The sequence below is a fragment of the Streptomyces fagopyri genome (genome assembly GCF_009498275.1).
Classification (GTDB): domain Bacteria; phylum Actinomycetota; class Actinomycetes; order Streptomycetales; family Streptomycetaceae; genus Streptomyces; species Streptomyces fagopyri.
Genome location: NZ_CP045643.1, coordinates 4,096,898 through 4,116,015, shown reverse-complemented (window position 1 = coordinate 4,116,015; position 19,118 = coordinate 4,096,898). Strand labels below are relative to the sequence as shown.

General features: G+C 72.1%; 13 protein-coding genes and 1 riboswitch. Of the genes, 9 read left to right on the top strand and 4 right to left on the bottom strand.

The window, feature by feature from the left end:
- The first annotated feature begins 129 nt into the window (after positions 1–129).
- Entirely contained in the window at positions 130–2,139 is a 2,010-nt protein-coding gene (gene recQ, locus GFH48_RS17605) for a DNA helicase RecQ (RefSeq protein ID WP_153292965.1), read from the top strand.
- A 261-nt stretch (positions 2,140–2,400) separates the two neighbouring features.
- Here recQ and fahA read toward each other — a convergent pair whose 3' ends face one another.
- Entirely contained in the window at positions 2,401–3,606 is a 1,206-nt protein-coding gene (gene fahA / locus GFH48_RS17600) for a fumarylacetoacetase (protein WP_153289179.1), read from the bottom strand.
- 247 nt (positions 3,607–3,853) lie between these two features.
- On the opposite strand from fahA, the gene GFH48_RS17595 reads away from it, so the two are divergent.
- From GFH48_RS17595 to GFH48_RS17585, 3 genes are all read left to right on the top strand, one after another.
- Complete coding sequence (locus tag GFH48_RS17595) at positions 3,854–5,104, top strand: carboxylate--amine ligase (RefSeq protein ID WP_153292964.1); 1,251 nt, start codon at positions 3,854–3,856, stop codon at positions 5,102–5,104.
- A 27-nt stretch (positions 5,105–5,131) separates the two neighbouring features.
- Complete coding sequence (locus tag GFH48_RS17590) at positions 5,132–6,334, top strand: FAD-dependent oxidoreductase (RefSeq protein WP_153289178.1); 1,203 nt, start codon at positions 5,132–5,134, stop codon at positions 6,332–6,334.
- Between the two features lie 305 nt (positions 6,335–6,639).
- Positions 6,640–7,458: an HAD family hydrolase gene (locus GFH48_RS17585; RefSeq protein ID WP_153289177.1), complete on the top strand. Its 819-nt coding sequence runs from the start codon at positions 6,640–6,642 to the stop codon at positions 7,456–7,458.
- 156 nt (positions 7,459–7,614) lie between these two features.
- On the opposite strand, the gene GFH48_RS17580 is transcribed toward GFH48_RS17585, so the two are convergent.
- Both GFH48_RS17580 and GFH48_RS17575 read right to left on the bottom strand, forming a co-directional pair.
- A complete protein-coding gene (locus GFH48_RS17580) occupies positions 7,615–8,355 on the bottom strand; it encodes a transglycosylase SLT domain-containing protein (protein ID WP_153289176.1) in 741 nt (246 codons plus the stop codon).
- 4 nt (positions 8,356–8,359) lie between these two features.
- Positions 8,360–8,518: riboswitch (cyclic di-AMP (ydaO/yuaA leader) on the bottom strand.
- A gap of 576 nt (positions 8,519–9,094) precedes the next feature.
- Positions 9,095–11,227: a CocE/NonD family hydrolase gene (locus GFH48_RS17575; protein WP_153292963.1), complete on the bottom strand. Its 2,133-nt coding sequence runs from the start codon at positions 11,225–11,227 to the stop codon at positions 9,095–9,097.
- Positions 11,228–11,549: 322 nt separating this feature from the next.
- Between GFH48_RS17575 and GFH48_RS17570 the strand changes: the two genes are divergently transcribed.
- From GFH48_RS17570 to GFH48_RS17555, 4 genes are all read left to right on the top strand, one after another.
- Complete coding sequence (locus tag GFH48_RS17570) at positions 11,550–12,560, top strand: polyprenyl synthetase family protein (RefSeq protein ID WP_153289175.1); 1,011 nt, start codon at positions 11,550–11,552, stop codon at positions 12,558–12,560.
- Between the two features lie 464 nt (positions 12,561–13,024).
- Positions 13,025–14,320: a LolA family protein gene (locus GFH48_RS17565; protein ID WP_153289174.1), complete on the top strand. Its 1,296-nt coding sequence runs from the start codon at positions 13,025–13,027 to the stop codon at positions 14,318–14,320.
- Between the two features lie 32 nt (positions 14,321–14,352).
- Complete coding sequence (locus GFH48_RS17560; RefSeq protein WP_153289173.1) at positions 14,353–15,324, top strand: ABC transporter ATP-binding protein; 972 nt, start codon at positions 14,353–14,355, stop codon at positions 15,322–15,324.
- A 229-nt stretch (positions 15,325–15,553) separates the two neighbouring features.
- The gene (locus GFH48_RS17555; RefSeq protein ID WP_153289172.1) at positions 15,554–16,408 is read left to right on the top strand and encodes an ABC transporter permease; all 855 of its coding nucleotides are present in this window, start codon (positions 15,554–15,556) and stop codon (positions 16,406–16,408) included.
- A 28-nt stretch (positions 16,409–16,436) separates the two neighbouring features.
- Here GFH48_RS17555 and GFH48_RS17550 read toward each other — a convergent pair whose 3' ends face one another.
- Positions 16,437–16,961, bottom strand: a complete 525-nt coding sequence (locus GFH48_RS17550) for a DUF6668 family protein (protein WP_194280606.1) — start codon at positions 16,959–16,961, stop codon at positions 16,437–16,439.
- A 416-nt stretch (positions 16,962–17,377) separates the two neighbouring features.
- Between GFH48_RS17550 and GFH48_RS17545 the strand changes: the two genes are divergently transcribed.
- On the top strand, positions 17,378–19,114 hold the full coding sequence (locus GFH48_RS17545) for a tetratricopeptide repeat protein (protein ID WP_153289170.1): 1,737 nt from the start codon (positions 17,378–17,380) through the stop codon (positions 19,112–19,114).
- Positions 19,115–19,118 lie beyond the last annotated feature (4 nt).

The window sequence follows — 19,118 nt, the reverse complement described above, 5'->3', positions numbered from 1 at the left end:
GGGCCGGGGCGGGACATCCGGTGCGTAGAGAAGTCGGCCGGTCGCAGCCTGTGGATAACTCCGGGGCTGTCGGCGCGGACCCCTATCGTGGACGCAGTGGTCGAGGCGCGACGTACGGGGGACAGGACGATGGGCGGGACGGGTGTGATGACCGAAGCGGACGCGACGGAGCAGCTGGGGGAGGGCGAGGCACTGGCCACGCTCCACCGGGTCTTCGGGTACGACGCCTTCCGCGGCGAGCAGGAAGCGATCATCGAGCACGTGGTGGCGGGCGGTGACGCCGTCGTCCTGATGCCGACGGGTGGCGGCAAGTCACTCTGCTACCAGATCCCGTCCCTGGTCAGACCGGGTACGGGCGTGGTCGTCTCACCTCTCATCGCCCTGATGCAGGACCAGGTGGACGCGCTGCGCGCGCTGGGCGTGCGCGCCGGGTTCATGAACTCCACGCAGGACTTCGACGAGCGCCGCGTGGTCGAGGCCGAGCTGCTGGCGGGCGAGCTGGACCTGCTGTATCTGGCCCCGGAGCGGCTGCGGCTGGACAGCACCCTGGGCCTGCTCTCGCGGGCGAAGATCTCCGTCTTCGCGATCGACGAGGCGCACTGCGTGGCCCAGTGGGGTCACGACTTCCGCCCCGACTACCTGGCGCTCTCGCTGCTCGGCGAGCGCTGGCCGGATGTCCCGCGCATAGCGCTGACGGCCACGGCCACGCACGCGACGCACAAGGAGATCACCCAGCGCCTGGCCATGCCGCGCGCCCGCCACTTCGAGGCGAGTTTCGACCGGCCCAACATCCAGTACCGGATCGTCCCGAAGGCCGACCCCAAGAAGCAGCTGCTGTCGTTCCTGCGCGAGGAGCACGCGGGTGACGCGGGCATCGTGTACTGCCTCTCCCGCAACTCGGTCGAGAAGACCGCCGAGTTCCTCTCCCGCAACGGCGTCGAGGCGGTGCCCTACCACGCGGGCCTGGACGCGGGCACCCGTGCCGCGCACCAGTCGCGCTTCCTGCGTGAAGAGGGCCTGGTCGTCGTCGCCACCATCGCCTTCGGCATGGGCATCGACAAGCCGGACGTGCGGTTCGTCGCCCACCTCGATCTGCCCAAGTCGGTGGAGGGGTACTACCAGGAGACGGGCCGCGCGGGCCGTGACGGGCAGCCGTCCACGGCATGGATGGCCTACGGCCTGCAGGACGTGGTGCAGCAGCGCAAGCTGATCCAGGGCTCCGAGGGCGACGAGGCGTTCCGCCGGCGGGCGGCCGCCCATCTGGACTCGATGCTGGCATTGTGCGAGACGGCCCGGTGCCGGCGTTCGCAGCTGCTCGCCTACTTCGGCCAGGACCCCCACACCCCGGCGTGCGGCAACTGCGACACGTGTCTGACGCCGCCCGAGACCTGGGACGGCACGGTCGCGGCGCAGAAGCTGCTCTCGACGGTGGTGCGGTTGCAGCGGGAGCGCGGGCAGAAGTTCGGCGCGCTCCAGATCGTCGACATCCTGCTGGGGCGCCGGACCGCCAAGGTGATCCAGTTCGACCACGACCAGCTGTCCGTGTTCGGCATCGGCGAGGATCTGTCCGAGTCCGAATGGCGGGGCGTGGTGCGGCAGTTGCTGGCGCAGGGGCTGCTCGCGGTCGAGGGCGAGTACGGGACGCTGGTGCTGACCGAGGAGAGCGGGACCGTACTGCGGCGTGAGCGTGACGTGCCGTTGCGCAAGGAGCAGCCGAAGCCGGCCGTGTCCCGTTCCTCGTCCTCGTCGTCGCGGGGCGAACGCAAGGCCAAGGCCGTCGCGGAGCTGCCGCAGGAACTCGTCCCCGCTTTCGAGGCTCTGCGCGCGTGGCGTGCCGAGCAGGCCAAGGAGCAGGGCGTCCCGGCGTACGTCATCTTCCACGACGCCACGCTCCGGGAGATCGCGACGGTGTGGCCCGCCTCCGTGGCGGACCTCGGGGGTATCAGTGGGGTGGGCGAGAAGAAGCTCGCGACGTACGGGGAGGGTGTGGTCGGGGTGCTCGCCGGCCTGGGCGGCGCCCCCGGAGGGGCGCCCGCACCCGCGCCCGCGCCCGCACCCGCGGCCGACGAGGCGGCGGAGGCGCCGGACCCGGACTGGCCGGAGATGGACGCGGAGCCGGAGCCGGAGGACTGGATGTAGGGGCCGACGCCCGGCGCCTGATGCCCTACGCCTCACGCCCGAGGTGCCGACGCCGGACGCCTGCCGCCCGAGGTGCCGACGCTCGACGCGCCCGAGACCCGAGGCCTGATGCCCGCGGCGCCGAGGTCCGACGCGCCCAAACCCGAGCGCGGGGGCCCAACGCCCGAGGCGCGGGGCCCCTGGGACAGGGAGCGCCGGGCAGTGGCCGGCGGGCGGTGTCCCCGCGCCGGGGTGGCGCGGGGTGGGCGCGGGGTGAGGGAGTCAGCGGATGCGGCCCGTCACCTCGCCGAGGGCGACTCGGGTGCCGTTCGGGCCGGGAGCCCAGGCCGTCATCGTCACCTCGTCGCCGTCCTCGAGGAAGGTCCGCTTGGCGGTGGGGAGTTCGAGGGGCTCGCGGCCGTTCCAGGTGAGTTCGAGGAGAGACCCGCGTTCCCGCGGGGAGGGTCCGCTGACCGTGCCCGAGCCGTACAGGTCGCCGGTGCGCAGGGAGGCTCCGTTGACCGTCATGTGGGCCAGTTGCTGGGCGGCCGTCCAGTACATGGTGGAGAAGGGCGGCTCCGAGACGACGTGGCCGTTGACGGCGACGGAGATGCGGAGGTCGTAGCCGCCGGGGTCCTCCGAGGAGTCGTCCAGGTAGGGGAGAAGGGGGTGTGTGCGGGCCGGGGGCGCGACCCGGGCGTCGTCCAGGGCGTCGAGCGGGGTGACCCACGCCGACACCGAGGTGGCGAAGGACTTGCCGAGGAAGGGACCGAGCGGGACGTACTCCCAGGCCTGGATGTCGCGTGCCGACCAGTCGTTGAGGAGGCAGAGGCCGAAGACATGGTCGCGGAAGTCGGCGAGGGCCACCGGAGTGCCGAGGGTCGACGGGGCGCCGACCACGAACCCGACCTCCGCCTCGATGTCGAGCCGGACGGACGGACCGAACGCGGGCACGGCGTCCGCGGGCGCCTTGCGCTGACCCGACGGACGCACCACCTCCGTACCCGAGACCACCACCGTGCCCGCGCGGCCGTGGTAGCCGATGGGCAGGTGCTTCCAGTTGGGGGTGAGGGAGTCCGCCGCGTCGGGGCGGAAGATCTGTCCGACGTTACGCGCGTGGTTCTCGGAGGCATAGAAGTCGACATAGTCCGCGACCTCGAACGGGAGGTGCAGGGTCACCTCGGAGAGGGGGTGCAGATGGGGCTCCACGGTCTCCCGGTGGGCCGGGACCGTCACCCAGGCCGTCAGCGCGCGACGCACGTCGGACCAGGCCGTGCGGCCCGCCGCGAGCAGCGGATTGAGGGACGGCCGCGCGAGCAGCTCGGCGTACGGGGAGCCGAGTGCCCGGGCCGCCGCGCCCGCGTCGAGGACGTGGTCGCCGAGCCGGACACCGACGCTCCGTTCGGACGAGCCGGCCCGGGAGAAGACGCCGTAGGGGAGGTTGTGCGGGCCGAAGGGATCGCCCTCGGGGACATCGAAGGGGGGCATCGGTTGGTGCCTCGCTTTCGTGGTCGTACGCGCCGTGATCCATGTGTTCCACACGTTCCGTGTGGTCGCGGCACACGTTACGGGGGAGTGGCCGTGCTGGGGCAGTGTCTAAAGAGTTCGCAATGTCCGGATAGGTCTTGTCGGATGCGGTAATTCCGGCTTAGCGTCCCTTGGGGGACATGGACGGGGTGGGTCCGGTCCGTAGGGGGGACACGTGGGGGGACCCGTGGCCAGGGGCGTCAGTGGAGTGCCGGTCGACGCCGACCGGGATGTTCCGGGGCTGATAGTGAAATTCGGTGACTATCCACTGCATCACGGAGGAGTGGGTGCCATACGGAGCCTGGGGCGGCTGGGCGTACCGATGTACGCGATCACCGAGGACCGTTACACGCCTGCCGCGGCCTCACGCTATCTGCGCCGTGCCTTCGTCTGGCCGACGACGGGGACGGAGGATGCGGAGCGCCTGGTCGAGGGGCTGCTGCGGATCGGCCGTCGCATAGGACGGCCGACGGTGCTCGTCCCGACGGACGAGGAGGCCGCCGTCCTGATAGCGGAGCATCAGGAGGACCTCGCGGAGCGTTTTCTCTTTCCGCGGGTGGACGCCAAGCTGCCCCGCCGTCTCGCCAGCAAGCAGGGCCTGCACGAACTGTGCGTGGAGCACGGCATTCCGAGTCCGGCCGCCGCCTTTCCGCAGTCGTACGAGGAGATCGAGCGGTTCGCCGCCTCGGCCCGCTTTCCTCTCGTGGCCAAGAACCGTGAGGCGTTCGTGCGCCGCAGCCGGCCCGCGGTCAACGGGACGACGAGGATCGCGACCCGTGAGCGGCTGCTGGTGCTCGCCCGGGAGTGGGGCGGGCAGCCGGGTGTGATCCTCCAGGAGTACCTGCCCAGGGAGGAGGCCGAGGACTGGATCGTGCACGCGTACTTCGACGCGGACTCGACACCGCTGGCGATGTTCACGGGGGTGAAGGTGCGCTCGTGGCCGCCGCACGCGGGCATGACCGCGAACGCGTACGTCGTCGACAATCCGGAACTCGCCGACCTCGCCGCACGTTTCATCAAACAGATCGGGTTCAGCGGCGTCATCGACCTCGACCTGCGCTTCGACCGCCGCGACGGGCAGTACAAGCTTCTCGACTTCAACCCCCGTATGGGCGCGCAGTTCCGGCTCTTCGAGAACGAGTCGGGGATCGACGTCGTCCGGGCCATGCATCTCGACCTGACCGGGCGCACCGTTCCCGAGGGGGAACAGCGGGCCGGTCACCGGTACATCGTGGAGAACATCGACCTGCCGGCCCTGCTCGCCTACCGGCGCGGCGGCTACACCACCCCGCATGCGCCGACTCGCGCGAGCGGTACGGAGCTGGCCTGGCTCGCGGGTGACGACCCGCGGCCGTTCTTCACGATGCTCGCGCGCCTCGTGCGGCCGGGCGCGAGGCATCTGTACCAACTGTGGCGGACCAACCGCCTCGGCAGCAGTACCAGTACGACCACGAAGTGACGGAAGAACGTCCTGGGGAGGGACTTCGTGATTCATCCGGTAGCAGTCATCGGTGCGGGCCCGTTCGGCCTGTCCACCGCCGCCCATCTGCGGGCGCGCGGCATCCCGGTGCGCGTCTTCGGCCGGCCCATGGTGAGCTGGCGCGACCACATGCCCGAGGGGATGCTCCTCAAATCGACCCCGGCCGCTTCCAGCATCGACGCCCCGCGGCCGGGCCACACACTCCGCGACTACTGCGACGCGGCCGGGACACCTCGGCTGGTCACGGACGAGGACATCATCCCGGTCGAGACGTTCATCGCGTACGGGGAGTGGTTCCAGCGGCAGCTCGTGCCCGAGCTGGAGCAGGTGCGGGTGGTCTCCGTCGACCGGCGGGGCGGTGAGGGCTTCGAGTTGAAGCTGGACTCGGGGGAGTCGTTCACGGCACGGGCGGTCGTCGTGGCCACCGGACTGGACGGCCTCGCCCATCTGCCGCCCGAACTCGGCGAGGCGGCGGCGGACGGACCGGCGCCCGCCGGGCCCGTCTCGCACAGTTCCCAGCACCACGACCTCACCCGGTTCTCGGGCAAGGAGCTGATCGTCGTCGGCGCGGGCCAGTCCGCCCTGGAGACGGCCGCACTCGCGGCGGAGGCGGGCGCGCGGGTGCGTGTGGTGTCCCGTGGCCGGGGCAGGGTCGCCTTCGGTGCGCCGCCCTGGGGGCAGCCGAAGTTCCGGCCGGAGTCGCCCTTCGGGCGTGCCTGGTCGCTGTGGGCGCTCAGTTACTACCCGCATCCCTACCGCTACCTGCCCGCAGAGACCCGGCACCATCTCGTCCGCCGGGTGCTCGGCCCGCTCGGCGCGTGGTGGCTCCGGGACCGCTTCGAGGGCAAGGTCGAGGTCAGTGAGGTCGCCCGGATCGACCGCGCCTCGGTCTCCGGGGGCCGACCGGTGCTCTCCGTGCGGACCCTGGACGGTTCGGCCGGGGAACTCGCGGCCGACCACGTCATCGCGGCGACGGGCTATCGCGTCGACATCGCCGCGATGGGCTTTTTGGGAGACGCGTTGCGGACGGAGCTGGCGGTGAGCCGGGGCACCCCGAAGCTCGGTGCCGGATACCGCTCCTCGGTCCCCGGGCTGTACTTCACGGGATTGCCGGCGGCGGCCTCGTACGGGCCCGTGATGCGGTTCGTGTGCGGGACGGAGTTCGCTTCGCCGCGACTGGCCAAGCACCTGGCGGCGGCGCACGGTTGAGGTGACGCGCGGCGGTCGGACGCACGGCGGTGACGGCCGGGCGCACGGTCGCGGGACGGCGGCGGGGGGCCACGTCCCGAAGCCATCGGGACGTGCCCGACCGTACGCGTTCCGCAACCGGCCGTTGTGTGGCGGGTGTTGGAGTCGTCGCGGCCGTGTTCCGGGGTGTCCGGCGCGGCGGATCGGAGCGTGTGACACCGTCCGTCGCGCGCGGCCCGTGCGGTGAACGGCGTTGCTGACGGGATACCGGACGTCGTCCGGTTCACGCCGGGCCGCTGAGTCGTTCGATCCGTATTCTTCGGATCATGGCCGCTCCGACTGCATATTCGCTCATCGCCACTGACCTGGACGGAACGCTGCTCCGCGGTGACGACACCCTCTCCGACCGGACCCGGGCCGCGTTGGCGAGGGTGGTGGAGGCGGGCGCCCGGCACCTGGTCGTGACGGGTCGCCCGGCGCCGAGGGTGCGCCCGCTCCTCGGTGAACTCGGCGGCGCGGGGCTGGCGGTGTGCGGACAGGGGGCGCAGCTCTACGACGCGGGCGCGGACCGTCTGCTGTGGTCGGTGACCCTGGACAGGGAACTCGCGGAGACGGCGCTGGGCAAGATCGAGGCGGAGGTCGGGCTGCTCTACGCGGCGGTGGACCAGGACGGCGTGGACGGACTGACGCTCATCGAGCCCGGTTACGTGATGCCGCACCCGACGCTTCCCGCGGTACGGGTCGGGCGCCGCGACGACCTGTGGACGGAGCCGATCAGCAAGGTGCTGTTGCGCCACCCGCTGCTGTCCGACGACGAGTTGGCCGCGGCGGCCAGGGGAGTGGTGGGTTCTCTGGCCACCGTCACGATGTCGGGGCCCGGCACGGTCGAACTCCAGCCATGCGGGGTGACCAAGGCGACGGGGCTGGCTCTCGCCGCCGCCCATCTCGGGCTGGCCCCCGAAGCCACCATCGCCTTCGGCGACATGCCCAACGACATACCCATGTTCGACTGGGCCGCCCACGGGGTCGCCATGGCCGACGCCCATCCGGAGCTGAAGGCGGTGGCCGACGAGGTGACGCTGTCGAACGAGGACGACGGGGTCGCGGTGGTGCTGGAGCGGCTGCTCCCGGTCTCCGCTCGATAGCCCCGGTTTTCCGTGGCTCCGGGTTGCCGTGGCCGCGGTTTCCCGCCGGCACGGTTTCCCATGGCCCTGGTTTCCCGTGGCCCCGTTTCCCCGTCGTCCTGGTTCGGCGGGGGCGCCGGAGCTTTGGTCCGGCGCCCCCGGTCTCGTGGCGACCTGTCAGTAGGCGCCGTTGACGTTGTCGATCGAGCCGTACTTCGCCGCGGCGTAGTTGCAGGCGGCGGTGATGTTCGCGACCGGGTCGTAGGGGTCCATGGACGTGCCGGGCACGTGGTAGGCCTTGAACGTCGGGTCGATGACCTGGAGCAGGCCCTTGGAGGGGATACCGGCCGCGGCGTTGGAGTCCCAGTTGTTGATGGCCTTGGGGTTGCCGGAGGACTCCCGCATGACGTTGCGGTGGATGCCGTCGTAGCTGCCCGGGATTCCGGCCTTGGCCATGATGTCCAGCGACTGCTTGATCCAGCCGTCGAGGTCGTTCGTGTACGTCTTCACGGCGGCGGTGGCCGCGGTGACTGCCGTGGTCTTGGACTTCGTGGTCTTCGCGACCGCGGCCGTGACGTTTGTCGACTTTGTGGCGTTCTGCACGGTTTTCGTGCCGACCGTCAGGGTGAGGCCCGTGCGGAGTGCCGACGGGTCGGAACCGATGACCGCGCTGTTGGCCTCGTACAGCTTCTTCCAGCCGCCGGTGGAGGGGTACTTCTGCGCGATCTTGACCAGGGTGTCGCCCGCGACCACCTTGTAGGTGACCAGCTGGACGTCGGAGGCCCCCGTGGCGGCCTGGGCGCAGGTCGCGCCCAGGATCGGGAGGGCGAGTACCGCCGCGCCCGTGCCCGCAGCCAGGATGCCGCGGACGAGGGTGCTGCGGGACTTCGGGTGGCAGTGTCTGCCTGCTGCGGCCATGACGAGTTCCTCTCCGGCGCCTGCGAGGTGAGCTGTCGGGTTCGGGCGGGAGCTGCCCGGCCGCACGGTGAGTGCGACTTCACCCCTAGCCGTTCCGGACTTCGGTTCGGCGACTTACCTGGGTCCCCCGCTCCTGCCGTGCGTGTGTGGTCGGGTGTGGTTTCCGGTCGGTGGCAGGATTTGGCGGTCCGTCCGGAGTGACGTGAAGGTATGCGAGAGCACATGTCCGAAACAAGCCTTGATGTCGCGGTGTAGATCGTTTTCACCAGGACATAAGGGCGGATGAATTGCCCGATTAATCCGGAATCTTTCACTCAACTTGGCTTATGCAAACGGGTAGTCGCCGAGCGGGGTCGCGGGATGGGTGATCTTCGCGCGTGACCCAACTCACTCGATCGGCCAGGAATAAAGCGGCAATGGCGGCAAGTCGGGCATATAAGGCGCGGGTAAGAGGTCGATGAACCCCTGTTCGGGGGCGGGTGAACCCGCCCCGCGGGCAGCCCGTTGCCCGGGTCGCCGCGGGGGAGCCGGTCCTCGTCGGCCCCGAAGTGGGGTTCACCTGAACCGAGTTCGGGAAGCGCCTGGCATGTCACGGCGGGGCGAGGAGCTGAACTCCCCTCCCCTGAATGACCTGTTGGTCCCGGACACCGGATCCGCCGGTGCGCCGCGAAGCGCGTGACCGTCTCCTGGTCCGTCCGTGAAAGCCGGCGGGCCTCCGTTGCCGGGGTCCGTCAGGGATTCAGCGGTCCGCGTCCTGCTCCGCGGGGTCGCCGAGACCGTCGCCGGGGCTTCGGCCCGCCGTGCGCGGGATCCTGCGCTCCCACGTCCGGTGGAAGACCACCTCGTCGCCGTCCTCGCAGACCAGCTCACTGGAGGTGATGAAGTCGCGTGTGTCGCAGACGACTTCGGAGCGGACCTCGACGCGCGCGTCCCAGGCCGGTTCCGCGCGGCGCAGGCGGATCGACCAGGAGGAGTGGGCGCGGGCGCTCAGGGGGTCGGCCTCACGGACGCGGTACGTCTCCAGCGCCTCCTCCGCGTGTTCGAGGCCGTCCGGATGGACGAGGGTGCCGCCGTCGCGGGGGACGGCTTCGAGGCGCCACTCGTCCTTCGCCACGTCGTGCACGACCCGGCGTTCCGGGCGGGGTTCGTCGAGGGTGGCCGCGGACGCCACCCCGAGCGGTACCGAGTGCTCCGGCTCGGCGAAGGTGATCGTGGGGTCCGACTCGCGTGCCCTTACCGGGAGTTCGAGAGAACTGGCCGACGGATCCAGGGTGAACCCGGCCTCCGAGCCGGGCTCGGGCCAGATCCACGGCCAGTACGCGGAGGAGAGGGAGAGGCGGATGCGATGGCCGGGCGGGACGGCGTATCCGATGGCGTCCAGCTCGAAACGTACGTCCTCCGTGGCGCCCGGTTTCCAGAGGACGGCCCGATCGCGGCCGTAGCGCGCTGAGAGGTTCATGGCACCCCGGGTGACCAGGGTCGAGGCGCCGTCGGGAGCCACGTCGCAGACCCGGGCGATCACCTGGCCCCGGGCCGAGTGGGAGGTCAGACGCAGGCGCACGCTGGGGCACCCCAGAATCCAGGTCTCTCCCGGCACCTCGAACTCGAAGCAGACGGATCTCGCGTCCTCCTCCCGCTGGTCCGGGGGCAGGTCCGCGTCGCCTCCGACCGGGCGGAAGCGCCCCGCGTCCACGCCGGTGTGCTGAGGGGAGCGCACGAGCACCGGCGCACCCCGGAGCGCGTACGCGATGACGGTGACCAGGGGAGAGGGCCAGGCGGTGTCGCCGACCCAGCGGCCGGGCAGCGAGGCGTAGGCCGTCGCCGGAGGGTGCGCGTCCATGACGTAGGAGCGCAGAAGGGGCTCCGCCATCACCGGGCGGCCGTCGGTGCCGGCCGGTGTCCTCGCGCCCGGGGCGGCCGGCGTGCGCCTGCCGTGCGGCTCGAGCCAGTGGTCCCACCAGCGCAGCGTCTCCTGGAGGAAGCCGATCGCCGGGCCCGGCCGGCGGTCCTGGTCGGGGTACCCGTGCGACCAGGGACCGATCAGACCGCGTACGCGATCCGGCGGGAGGCTCCGGACCAGGCGCAGCACCGAGTCGCGGTACGGGTCGTGCCAACCGCCCACCGCCAGGACGGCCGCACGGATCGCGGAGCTGTCCTCGTCGAGGCCCCCGGCGCCCCCGTTCACGTCCCGGGCCGGGTGTGTCGGCCACGTACGGATGCCCGGGTCCACCGTCTCCAGGCGCGCCACCCACATGTCACGCCACATCACCTGACCGACGTGCGCGGGGTCCGGTGGGCGGGCGACATGGGCGAGCGCCGCGGCCGCGCGGGCGTGCGCGCCGGCGGTGAGGACGGAACCTCCCTCGCGGCCGAACCCGCGGTCGGTGCGGTGGGCGAATCGGTGGTCGGCAGTGCCGTCGTCGGCCGAGCAGACCACGACGACCGCCTTCAGCGGTCCGGGTGCGCGGGCCGCGATCCGCAGGGAGATGGTGCCTCCCCGGGAGAGACCGAACATGCCGACCCGGCCGCTGCACCAGGGCTGTGCGGCCAGCCAGTGGATCACCTCCACGCCGTCGGTGGTCTCGGCGGTATCGGAGGGTTCCGCGGTCGCCGGCACGCCCTCCGAGTTGCCGTGACCGCGGGCGTCCACCCGGACGGAGGTGTAGCCGTGGCCCGCGTACCAGGGGTGGCGCTGCGCGTCGCGCGGCGCGGTCGAGTCGCGGAGGCGGTCCGGGAGGTATTCGAGAAGGGCGGGGACGGGCTCCTCGGTCAACGGGCGCCACATGCGTGCGTACAGGCGGGTGCCGTCCGCCAGGGGGATCCAGAGGTCCTCGTGAGTCGTCTCGTAGGGGAAGACCGTACGGATGTGCATGCTCTTCTCGGTGTTCTCGGTGTTCTCGATGAGCGGGGGCGATTCGGTGTATTTGCTGTCATAACGGCCTCTCACGAACATACCGTTCGCGAGGGGCCGTCGCCCGGACGTGGGACCGCCTGCCCCTCCGGAGACATCGGACGCCGGGTGAGAGGGAAGTCGGGAGGAAGTCGACAGTGGGGACGGTGGGCGCTCGTGGTGATCGAAACGTGACCGGATACGCTGACTTGAGTGATGGCAGCGACACATCGACAAACCGTGTCATCGACCGAATGATCGACCGAGTTCGCCATGTGATCGTCAGCAGACAGGAGAACCTCTCGTGACCGTCGTCGGGCCGTTCGGGCTGAGCGTGCGGGACCAGGCTCTCGAAGCCGATGTCCAGGCCGGATTGGCGGCTGTCGAGGAGGGCCTGCTCGAAGTCACCAAGAGCGAGGTCCCCTTCATCACGGAAGCCGCGCAACACCTCCTGCGGGCCGGCGGGAAGCGGTTCCGTCCGCTGCTCGTGATGCTCGCGGCGCAGTTCGGTGACCCCTACGCGCCGGGTGTCGTGCCCTCGGCCGTGGTCGTCGAGCTGACCCATCTCGCCACGCTGTACCACGACGACGTGATGGACGAGGCCGACGCGCGGCGCGGAGTGCCCAGCGCGAACACCCGCTGGGGCAACTCGGTCGCGGTCCTCACCGGTGATTTTCTCTTCGCGCGCGCGTCGCACACCCTGGCCGACCTCGGGCCCGAGGCCGTCCGCGTCCAGGCCGAGGCGTTCGAACGGCTGGTCACCGGGCAGATCCTGGAGACGGCGGGGCCGCGCGACGGGCGGGACCCGGTCGAGCACTACCTCGACGTGCTGAGCGGCAAGACCGGTTCGCTGGTCGCCGTGGCGTGCCGGTTCGGCGCGATGATGTCCGGGGCCGACGAGGCGGTCGTGGACGTGCTGACGCAGTACGGGGAGCGGCTGGGCGTGGCCTTCCAGCTCGCGGACGATGTCCTGGACATCGCGTCCGACTCGCACGAGTCGGGAAAGACGCCCGGGACGGATCTGCGCGAGGGCATTCCCACGCTGCCGGTGCTGCGGTTGCGCGAGCGGGCGGAGCGGCTCGGTCTCGCAGAGGACGTCGCGCTGTGCGAGCTGCTGGACTCCGACCTCACGGACGACGACCGGCACGCCGAGGCACTGGCCCGGCTGCGGGCGCACCCGGCGCTGGAGCAGGCGCGCAGGGACACCGTGCGGTACGCGGAGGAGGCCCGGGCCGCGGTGGCTCCGTTGCCGGAGTGCGACGCGAAGGCGGCGTTGGTGGAGCTCGTGGACGCCGTGGTGCACCGGGCGGGCTGACGCCTTCGTCCACGCCGGTGCCGGGGCGCCCGGCGCGGTGCCCGCGGGGTGTCGTTCCCGGTGACCGGCCGACCGGTGCGTGCTGATGTGACGTGCGTCACATGTTGGGATGTGGTCCAGGATCGGGATCGGTCCATACGGATGTGTGATCGTCGGCGTCCCCCGTGTCCCCCGCCCCCGAGTCCCCCGGCGCCCCCTCCCCAGGCGGACCCCGCGTTCGTACGGCACCGGCCCGGCCCGGTGAGGCTGTGCCTCCGGCGACCCCTACGGGTCGCGGGAGCCACCGCCCCCTCGTGTCATACCGAAGGAGTACGTGGAGTTGCGTCCGGGGTCTGACGCATCTCTCCGCCCGATTTGGTCATATGGAGAGCACCACTCCTCACCGGTTCGGGTGAGAATGGCGGCTATAGGGGTGGGGAAGCGCAGGATGGCAGGCCGCCGCCGACGACGGAGGTAAGGCACACATGGCACCGAACGAATCCGACAGGACCGCCGGGGCGGAAGGGCTGCGCGACGAGGCCGACGAGATGCGCGCCGGCCGCCGCAAGGCCGCGCGGTACGTCGTCCCGGTCGCGGTGGTGGGAGTGGCGGCGGTGACCATCGGGCTCGTCCCGGCGCTCGCCGACTCCGGCGACCCCAGCCTGCCGAAGATCACCGCGCAGCAGCTCGTCGAGAAGATCGCCAAGTCCGACGTCCAGCAGCTCTCCGGCACGGTCAAGATCAGCACCGACCTCGGGCTGCCCGACCTGGGTGGTCTGGAGAACGGCCTGATGTCCGGCGCCGCCCAGGGCGACGGCGGCTCTTCCGCCGACCCGCAGTCCAAACTCATGGAGCTGGCCTCGGGCACGCACACGCTGCGCGTCGCGGCCGACGGCCCGGACAAGGGCAAGGTCTCCCTGCTGGAGAGCGCAGCCGAGTACAGCGTCATCCGCAACGGCGGCGACGTATGGGCGTACGACAGCAAGTCGAACGAGGTCTACCACTCGAAGGCGCCCGCGTCCGACGAGCGGCGCGGGGCGGCGCCCGAGGGCGTCCCGAGCACGCCCAAGGAACTCGCCGACGAGGCCCTGAAGTCCGTGGGCGACACGACCTCCGTGACCGTGGACGGCACGGCGCAGGTCGCGGGCCGGGATGCCTACAAGCTGCTCATCAAGCCCAGGCAGTCCGGCTCCACGGTCGGCGCGATCAGTGTCGCGGTGGACGCGAAGACCGGGGTGCCGCTGAAGTTCACGCTGACGCCGACGAGCGGCGGCGCGGCCGTCGTGGACGCGGGCTTCACCAAGGTCGACTTCTCCAGGCCCGCCGCCTCGACCTTCGACTTCACCCCGCCGAAGGGCGCGAAGGTCACCGAGGGCGACGACCTGGGCAAGGAGCTCGGCAAGCACGCGGACGGGAACGGCAAGGGCGACAAGGGCGCCAACAAGGACGAGGGCAGGCACGGCAAGCTCCCCGAGGCCTCCCCGAAGCCCGGTGAGGACCTCGGCAAGGGACTCGGCGGCCGGAAGGTCATCGGTGAGGGCTGGAGCTCGATCGTCGAGTTCGACACGGGCGGCCAGGGCGTGCCCTCGGGCTCCGCGTCCGGCAACAGCCCCTTCTCCGGGTTCCTGGACTCGCTCGGCGACCACGTCTCCGGCAAGTTCGGCTCGGGCACGGTCTTCTCGACCCGCCTGATCAACGCGCTGATCACGGACGACGGCAAGGTGTACGCGGGCGCCGTCACCAAGTCCGCGCTGGTGAAGGCGGCCGACGCCGCCCAGTAGACACGTCCGCGAAGCTCGAGACGAGGGAGCCCATGGAGGAACTGTCCGCCGCGGAACCGGACATGGCCGAGACGGTGATCGCCACCCGCGCGCTCACCAAGCGCTACCGCGGCGGACAGCTCGCCGTCGACGGCCTCGACCTGGCCGTCCCGGCGGGCAGCGTCTTCGGCTTCCTCGGGCCGAACGGTTCGGGCAAGACCACCACCATCCGCATGCTGATGGGCCTGATCGAGCCGACCTCGGGCACGGCACGGGTACTGGGCAGACCGATGCCCCGCGCCGCCCGCGCCGTGCTCCCGGAGGTGGGCGCCCTCATCGAGGGCCCCGCGCTGTACGGCTTCCTCTCCGGCCGCGACAACCTCCAGCGGTACGACGCCGCCGACCCGACCGCCGACCCGCGCACCCGGCGCGCGCGGGTGGCGTACGCCCTCGACCGGGTCGGACTCACCGCCGCCGCGGGCAAGAAGGCCAAGGCGTACTCCCTCGGCATGAAGCAGCGGCTCGGGCTCGCGGCGGCGCTCCTCCAGCCCCGCCGGCTGCTGGTCCTGGACGAGCCGACCAACGGCCTCGACCCGCAGGGCATGCGGGAGATCCGCTCCCTGGTGAGGGAACTGGCCTCGGACGGCACGACCGTCTTCCTCTCCTCGCACCTGCTCGACGAGATCGAACAGGTGTGCACTCATGCGGCCGTGATGGCGCAGGGGAGACTGATCACGCAGGGCGCGGTGGCCGATCTCGCGGCGGGCGCGCGGGGCCGCCTCGTGGTGACCACGCCCGACCCCGGGGACGCGGCGCGCGTCCTGAAGGAACAGGGGGTGGGGGACGTGGTCGTGACCGAGACGGGGGTGACGGCCGAGCCGCCGGACCGGGACCGCGAACTCGCCGAACTGAACGCCGCGCTGGTCGCGGCGGGTGTCCGGGTGCGCGGCTTCGGGGTGGAACGGGCCTCGCTGGAGGACGCGTTCCTGGCGCTGACGGGGGAGGGATTCGATGTCGCGGGCTGACGTGCCGGGCGGGCGGAACAGGGTGCCTGCCGGGCGGAACGGGGTGCCTGCCGGGCAAGGCGGGGGGTCGGCCCAGCGGGACGGGGCGTCGGGCACGCAGGTCGGGGCGTCGGGCACGCAGGTCGGGCCGTCGGCCGCGCAGAACCCGGCGCGGATCGTGCCGGGCGGGGCGCGGGCCCTGGGGAACGGGACCTCGGGGAACGGGACCCCGGGGAGCGGGAGCCCGGCCGTGCGGACGCCCCGCGCACTGTGGACGTTCGGGCTGCTGCGCAGCGAGCTCGTCACGACCTTCCGGCGCTGGCGGACGATCGCGCTGCTGGGCGTCCTCGCGGCCGTACCGGTCCTCATCGGTGTCGCCATCAAGATCGAGACGCGGGACGGCTCGTCGCCGGGCGGCGGAGGCGGCGGAGGAGGACCGGCGTTCATCGCGCAGGTCACCAACAACGGCCTGTTCCTGGTGTTCACGGCGCTCGCCGCGACGCTGCCCTTCTTCCTGCCGATGGCGATCGGTGTCGTCGCGGGCGACGCCATCGCGGGCGAGGCGAACGCCGGGACCCTGCGCTATCTTCTCGTCGCCCCCGCGGGCCGGACCCGCCTGCTGCTCACCAAGTACGCGACCACGATGACGTTCTGCCTGGTCGCGACGGTGGTGGTGGCGGTCTCGGCGCTCGCGGTGGGCGCGCTGCTCTTCCCGCTGGGCGAGCTGACGACGATCTCCGGAACGCGGATCAGCCTGGCCGAGGGGCTCGGCCGGGCCTTCCTCATCGCGCTGGTCGTCGCCGCGTCACTGATCGGCGTCGCCGCGCTCGGTCTGTTCGTCTCGACACTGACCAACAGCGGCATCGCGGCGATGGCGACGACGGTCGGGCTCCTCATCACCATCCAGATCCTCGACCAGATCCCCCAGCTGCACGCCCTCCAGCCGTACTTCTTCTCGCACTACTGGCTGTCCTTCGCCGACCTCATGCGCGACCCGGTGTACTGGGACGACCTGGTCCGCGACCTCGGCCTCCAGGGCCTGTACGCGGTCGTGTTCGGCTCGGCGGCCTGGGCACGGTTCACGGCCAAGGACATCACCGCCTAGTGGCCGGAGCGGGCCGGAGCGGGGGTCCTCAGGGGCGTACCGCCGACGCGGTCAGCCGGGCCAGCGCGGTGCTCTCGCGCGGCGGCTCGGCACCGAGGTCGCCGATCCGCCAGGCCGGTACCCACGGCACCTGGTGGACGTCGACCACCGAGGCCAGCGCCTTGACCCGCTGGGCGAGCGGGCGGGGCAGCCGGCCGGGCGCGTCCGCCACCAGTACGACGGCTTCGAGGTCCAGCCCCGGCGGCGCCTCGCCCCGGCGGAAGATGTCCAGGGTGTACGAGACGGCTTCCAGTCCCGTCGCGTGCGTACGCCCCACGAGGAGGACCGACCATGACTCGTCGCGCTCGGACCGGGGCCAGTCGCGGCCCGCGTCCTGGCCGCCGAAGACCGTCGCGAGGGTCGAGGTGCCGGCTCCGCCGTGGGTGGCGACCCACGCGAACCGTCGGGTTCCCGCGCGGACCTGTCCGCGCTCCGCCCGCGGCGGCACCGCTCCGCCCACCGGTCCGCGGATCCAGATCTCGGGTCCGTCCGGCCCCTGCCGCGCGATTCCCATCGCCAGTCTCCTCGCCATCGGCGCACCTGTCGGGGCGCCGGGGTTCACGGCGCCCCGACAGGTTAAGCAGTGGGGGCCCAGTTCCTGGAACGAGCCTGTGACGCCACGGTGACGCGGGGACCGGACGCGAACCGGGAGACTGGTGGGCAGGCTGGGCCGGCACCATGCCGGCGGGCCTGCGGCACACCGCCACGCGCCGGCCGGCGGCGCGGGTGCCGGACACCTGGGCACGGCCCGCAGGAGGGAGTCGAGGATGCGTACGAGGGTGTCGCCGCCCGGCGAGTGCCCGGCGAGTGCCCGGCGCGGGGCCGACCGCGTGGACCGGCCGGTCCACTGCTCCGTACTCCCCTGACCACGCTCCCCTGACCACGCTCCCTTGATCACGCACCTCTGATCACCCCCGAGTGAGGGAACCAATGTCTCTACTCAGCCGCGAACAGAAGCGGGAACTCAAGCGGCAGCGCTCGGCGGCCGTCCCGGGAGGACACGCGGGCGGGCCCGCGCAGGCCCTCGAGGTCCATGTGCCGACGTCCGCCATGGGCGCCACCGTGGAGGGCGTGCCGCTGGCCGTCACGCCCGGTGAGACCGTCCAGGGCGCCGTCCTGGACCACCTCCACCGGATCGCCCGTGCCACCGGGCACCCCGTCCTCGCCCGCGTCCACGACGAACGCATCGGCTTCGTCGTCCCGCTCCAGGTGTACGGCGACGGGTCGAGCCGCTACGCGGGGGAGCCGGTGCGGGTGGGGACGCCGCCTCCGCCTCCGCCGCCCGTGCCGTCGGCCCTGTCGGCCTCACCGTCACCGCCTCCCGCGCCGGTCGCGCGGCGGGACACCGGCACGCGGGCGCCGCGGCCGGTGCGGGGTCCGGCGCCCGAGCGGGCGCCCGCCCCGACATTCGACCCACCGTCCGGACCGGATTCCGAGCGGGCGGCGAATCCGCGTCCCGGGTCGGCCGCGTATCCGCCTCCCGAGCCGCTTTCCGAGCCGGCTCCGCAACCCGGCTCCCGGCTGTCTGCCGAGCAGGCCGAGGAACCCGTCGCCCGGCCGGTCCCGGAAGCCTTCCTGGAGCCGGACTCCGAGGCGGTCCCGGACCGGCTCTCGGAGCGGGCCCCGGAGCGGGCCCCGGAGCGGGCCTCGGCGCTGGGCCAGGATCGGGATCCGGAGTCGTTCACGGAGCCGCTCTCGGAGTTGAGCCAGGATCAGGGTCGCGAGCCGGGTCCGGAGCCGGTCGCAGGGCCGGTCGGGGGGCCGGTCGTAGAACCGGTCGGGAAGGCGGCTGCGGAGGCGGTCGTTCCGGTCTGGCCCGAGCCGGTCTCCGACGTGGCGCCGGAGCCGGAGTCCGTGTCCGGACGCCTCCCGGAGCCCACCGTGTGGCCCGAGGCCCCTTCGACGCATCTCCTGCGAGTGGTCCAGCGACCGGTGGCGGACGCCGCGCCCGGTGTCGCGGTCGCCCCGACCGGCGAGTTCGGGCCGGCACCACAGATGCCACCCCTCCCCGAGCCGCTGCCCCCCGCCCCCGCGCGGGCCACCCCGGCGACCGGAGTGGTCTTCGCGCGCAATCCGTCGCTGGCGGCGGAGGCGATGGCCGTGATGGAGCCCGAGCCGGAGCCGAAGCCCACGCCGCCACGGGGCTTCGACGCGGTCGCCGAGTCGGTGCTGACCCCGGTGGTGGAGACGGAGGGCGCCGCGTTCCTCGCGGAGCCCGTGACACGGATCAACGAAGCCGTGAAGGAGGGCCGGATCGAAGAGGCCGCGACGATGGCCGAGCGGACCGTGGCGGAAGCGGCACGGTCGCTCGGGCCCGACCATCCCGAGGTGCTCCGACTGGGCGAACTCTCCGCCTACATCGCCTACTTGGCCGGTGACGCGCTCAGGTCGTTCCATCTCTCGCTCGACCTCGCACGGGCCCGGCGCCGGCAGCGGGACCCGGACGCGGCGTACGGCGATGTGCAGAGCGCGGCCACGGCCTGGCGCGCCGTCCGTGATCCCGCGCAGGGGATGAACCTCGGACGCGTTCTGATCGAGGTGTGGGCCGGGCTCGTGGCCGACGGCGGCCCCGCCGCCGACGACCTCGAACAGCTCGAATCGGCCCGTACGCGCATGAACCGCCTCGCCGAACGCGCCCGCGCCCGTGCCGGTGGGAGCGCGACCTGAGAGC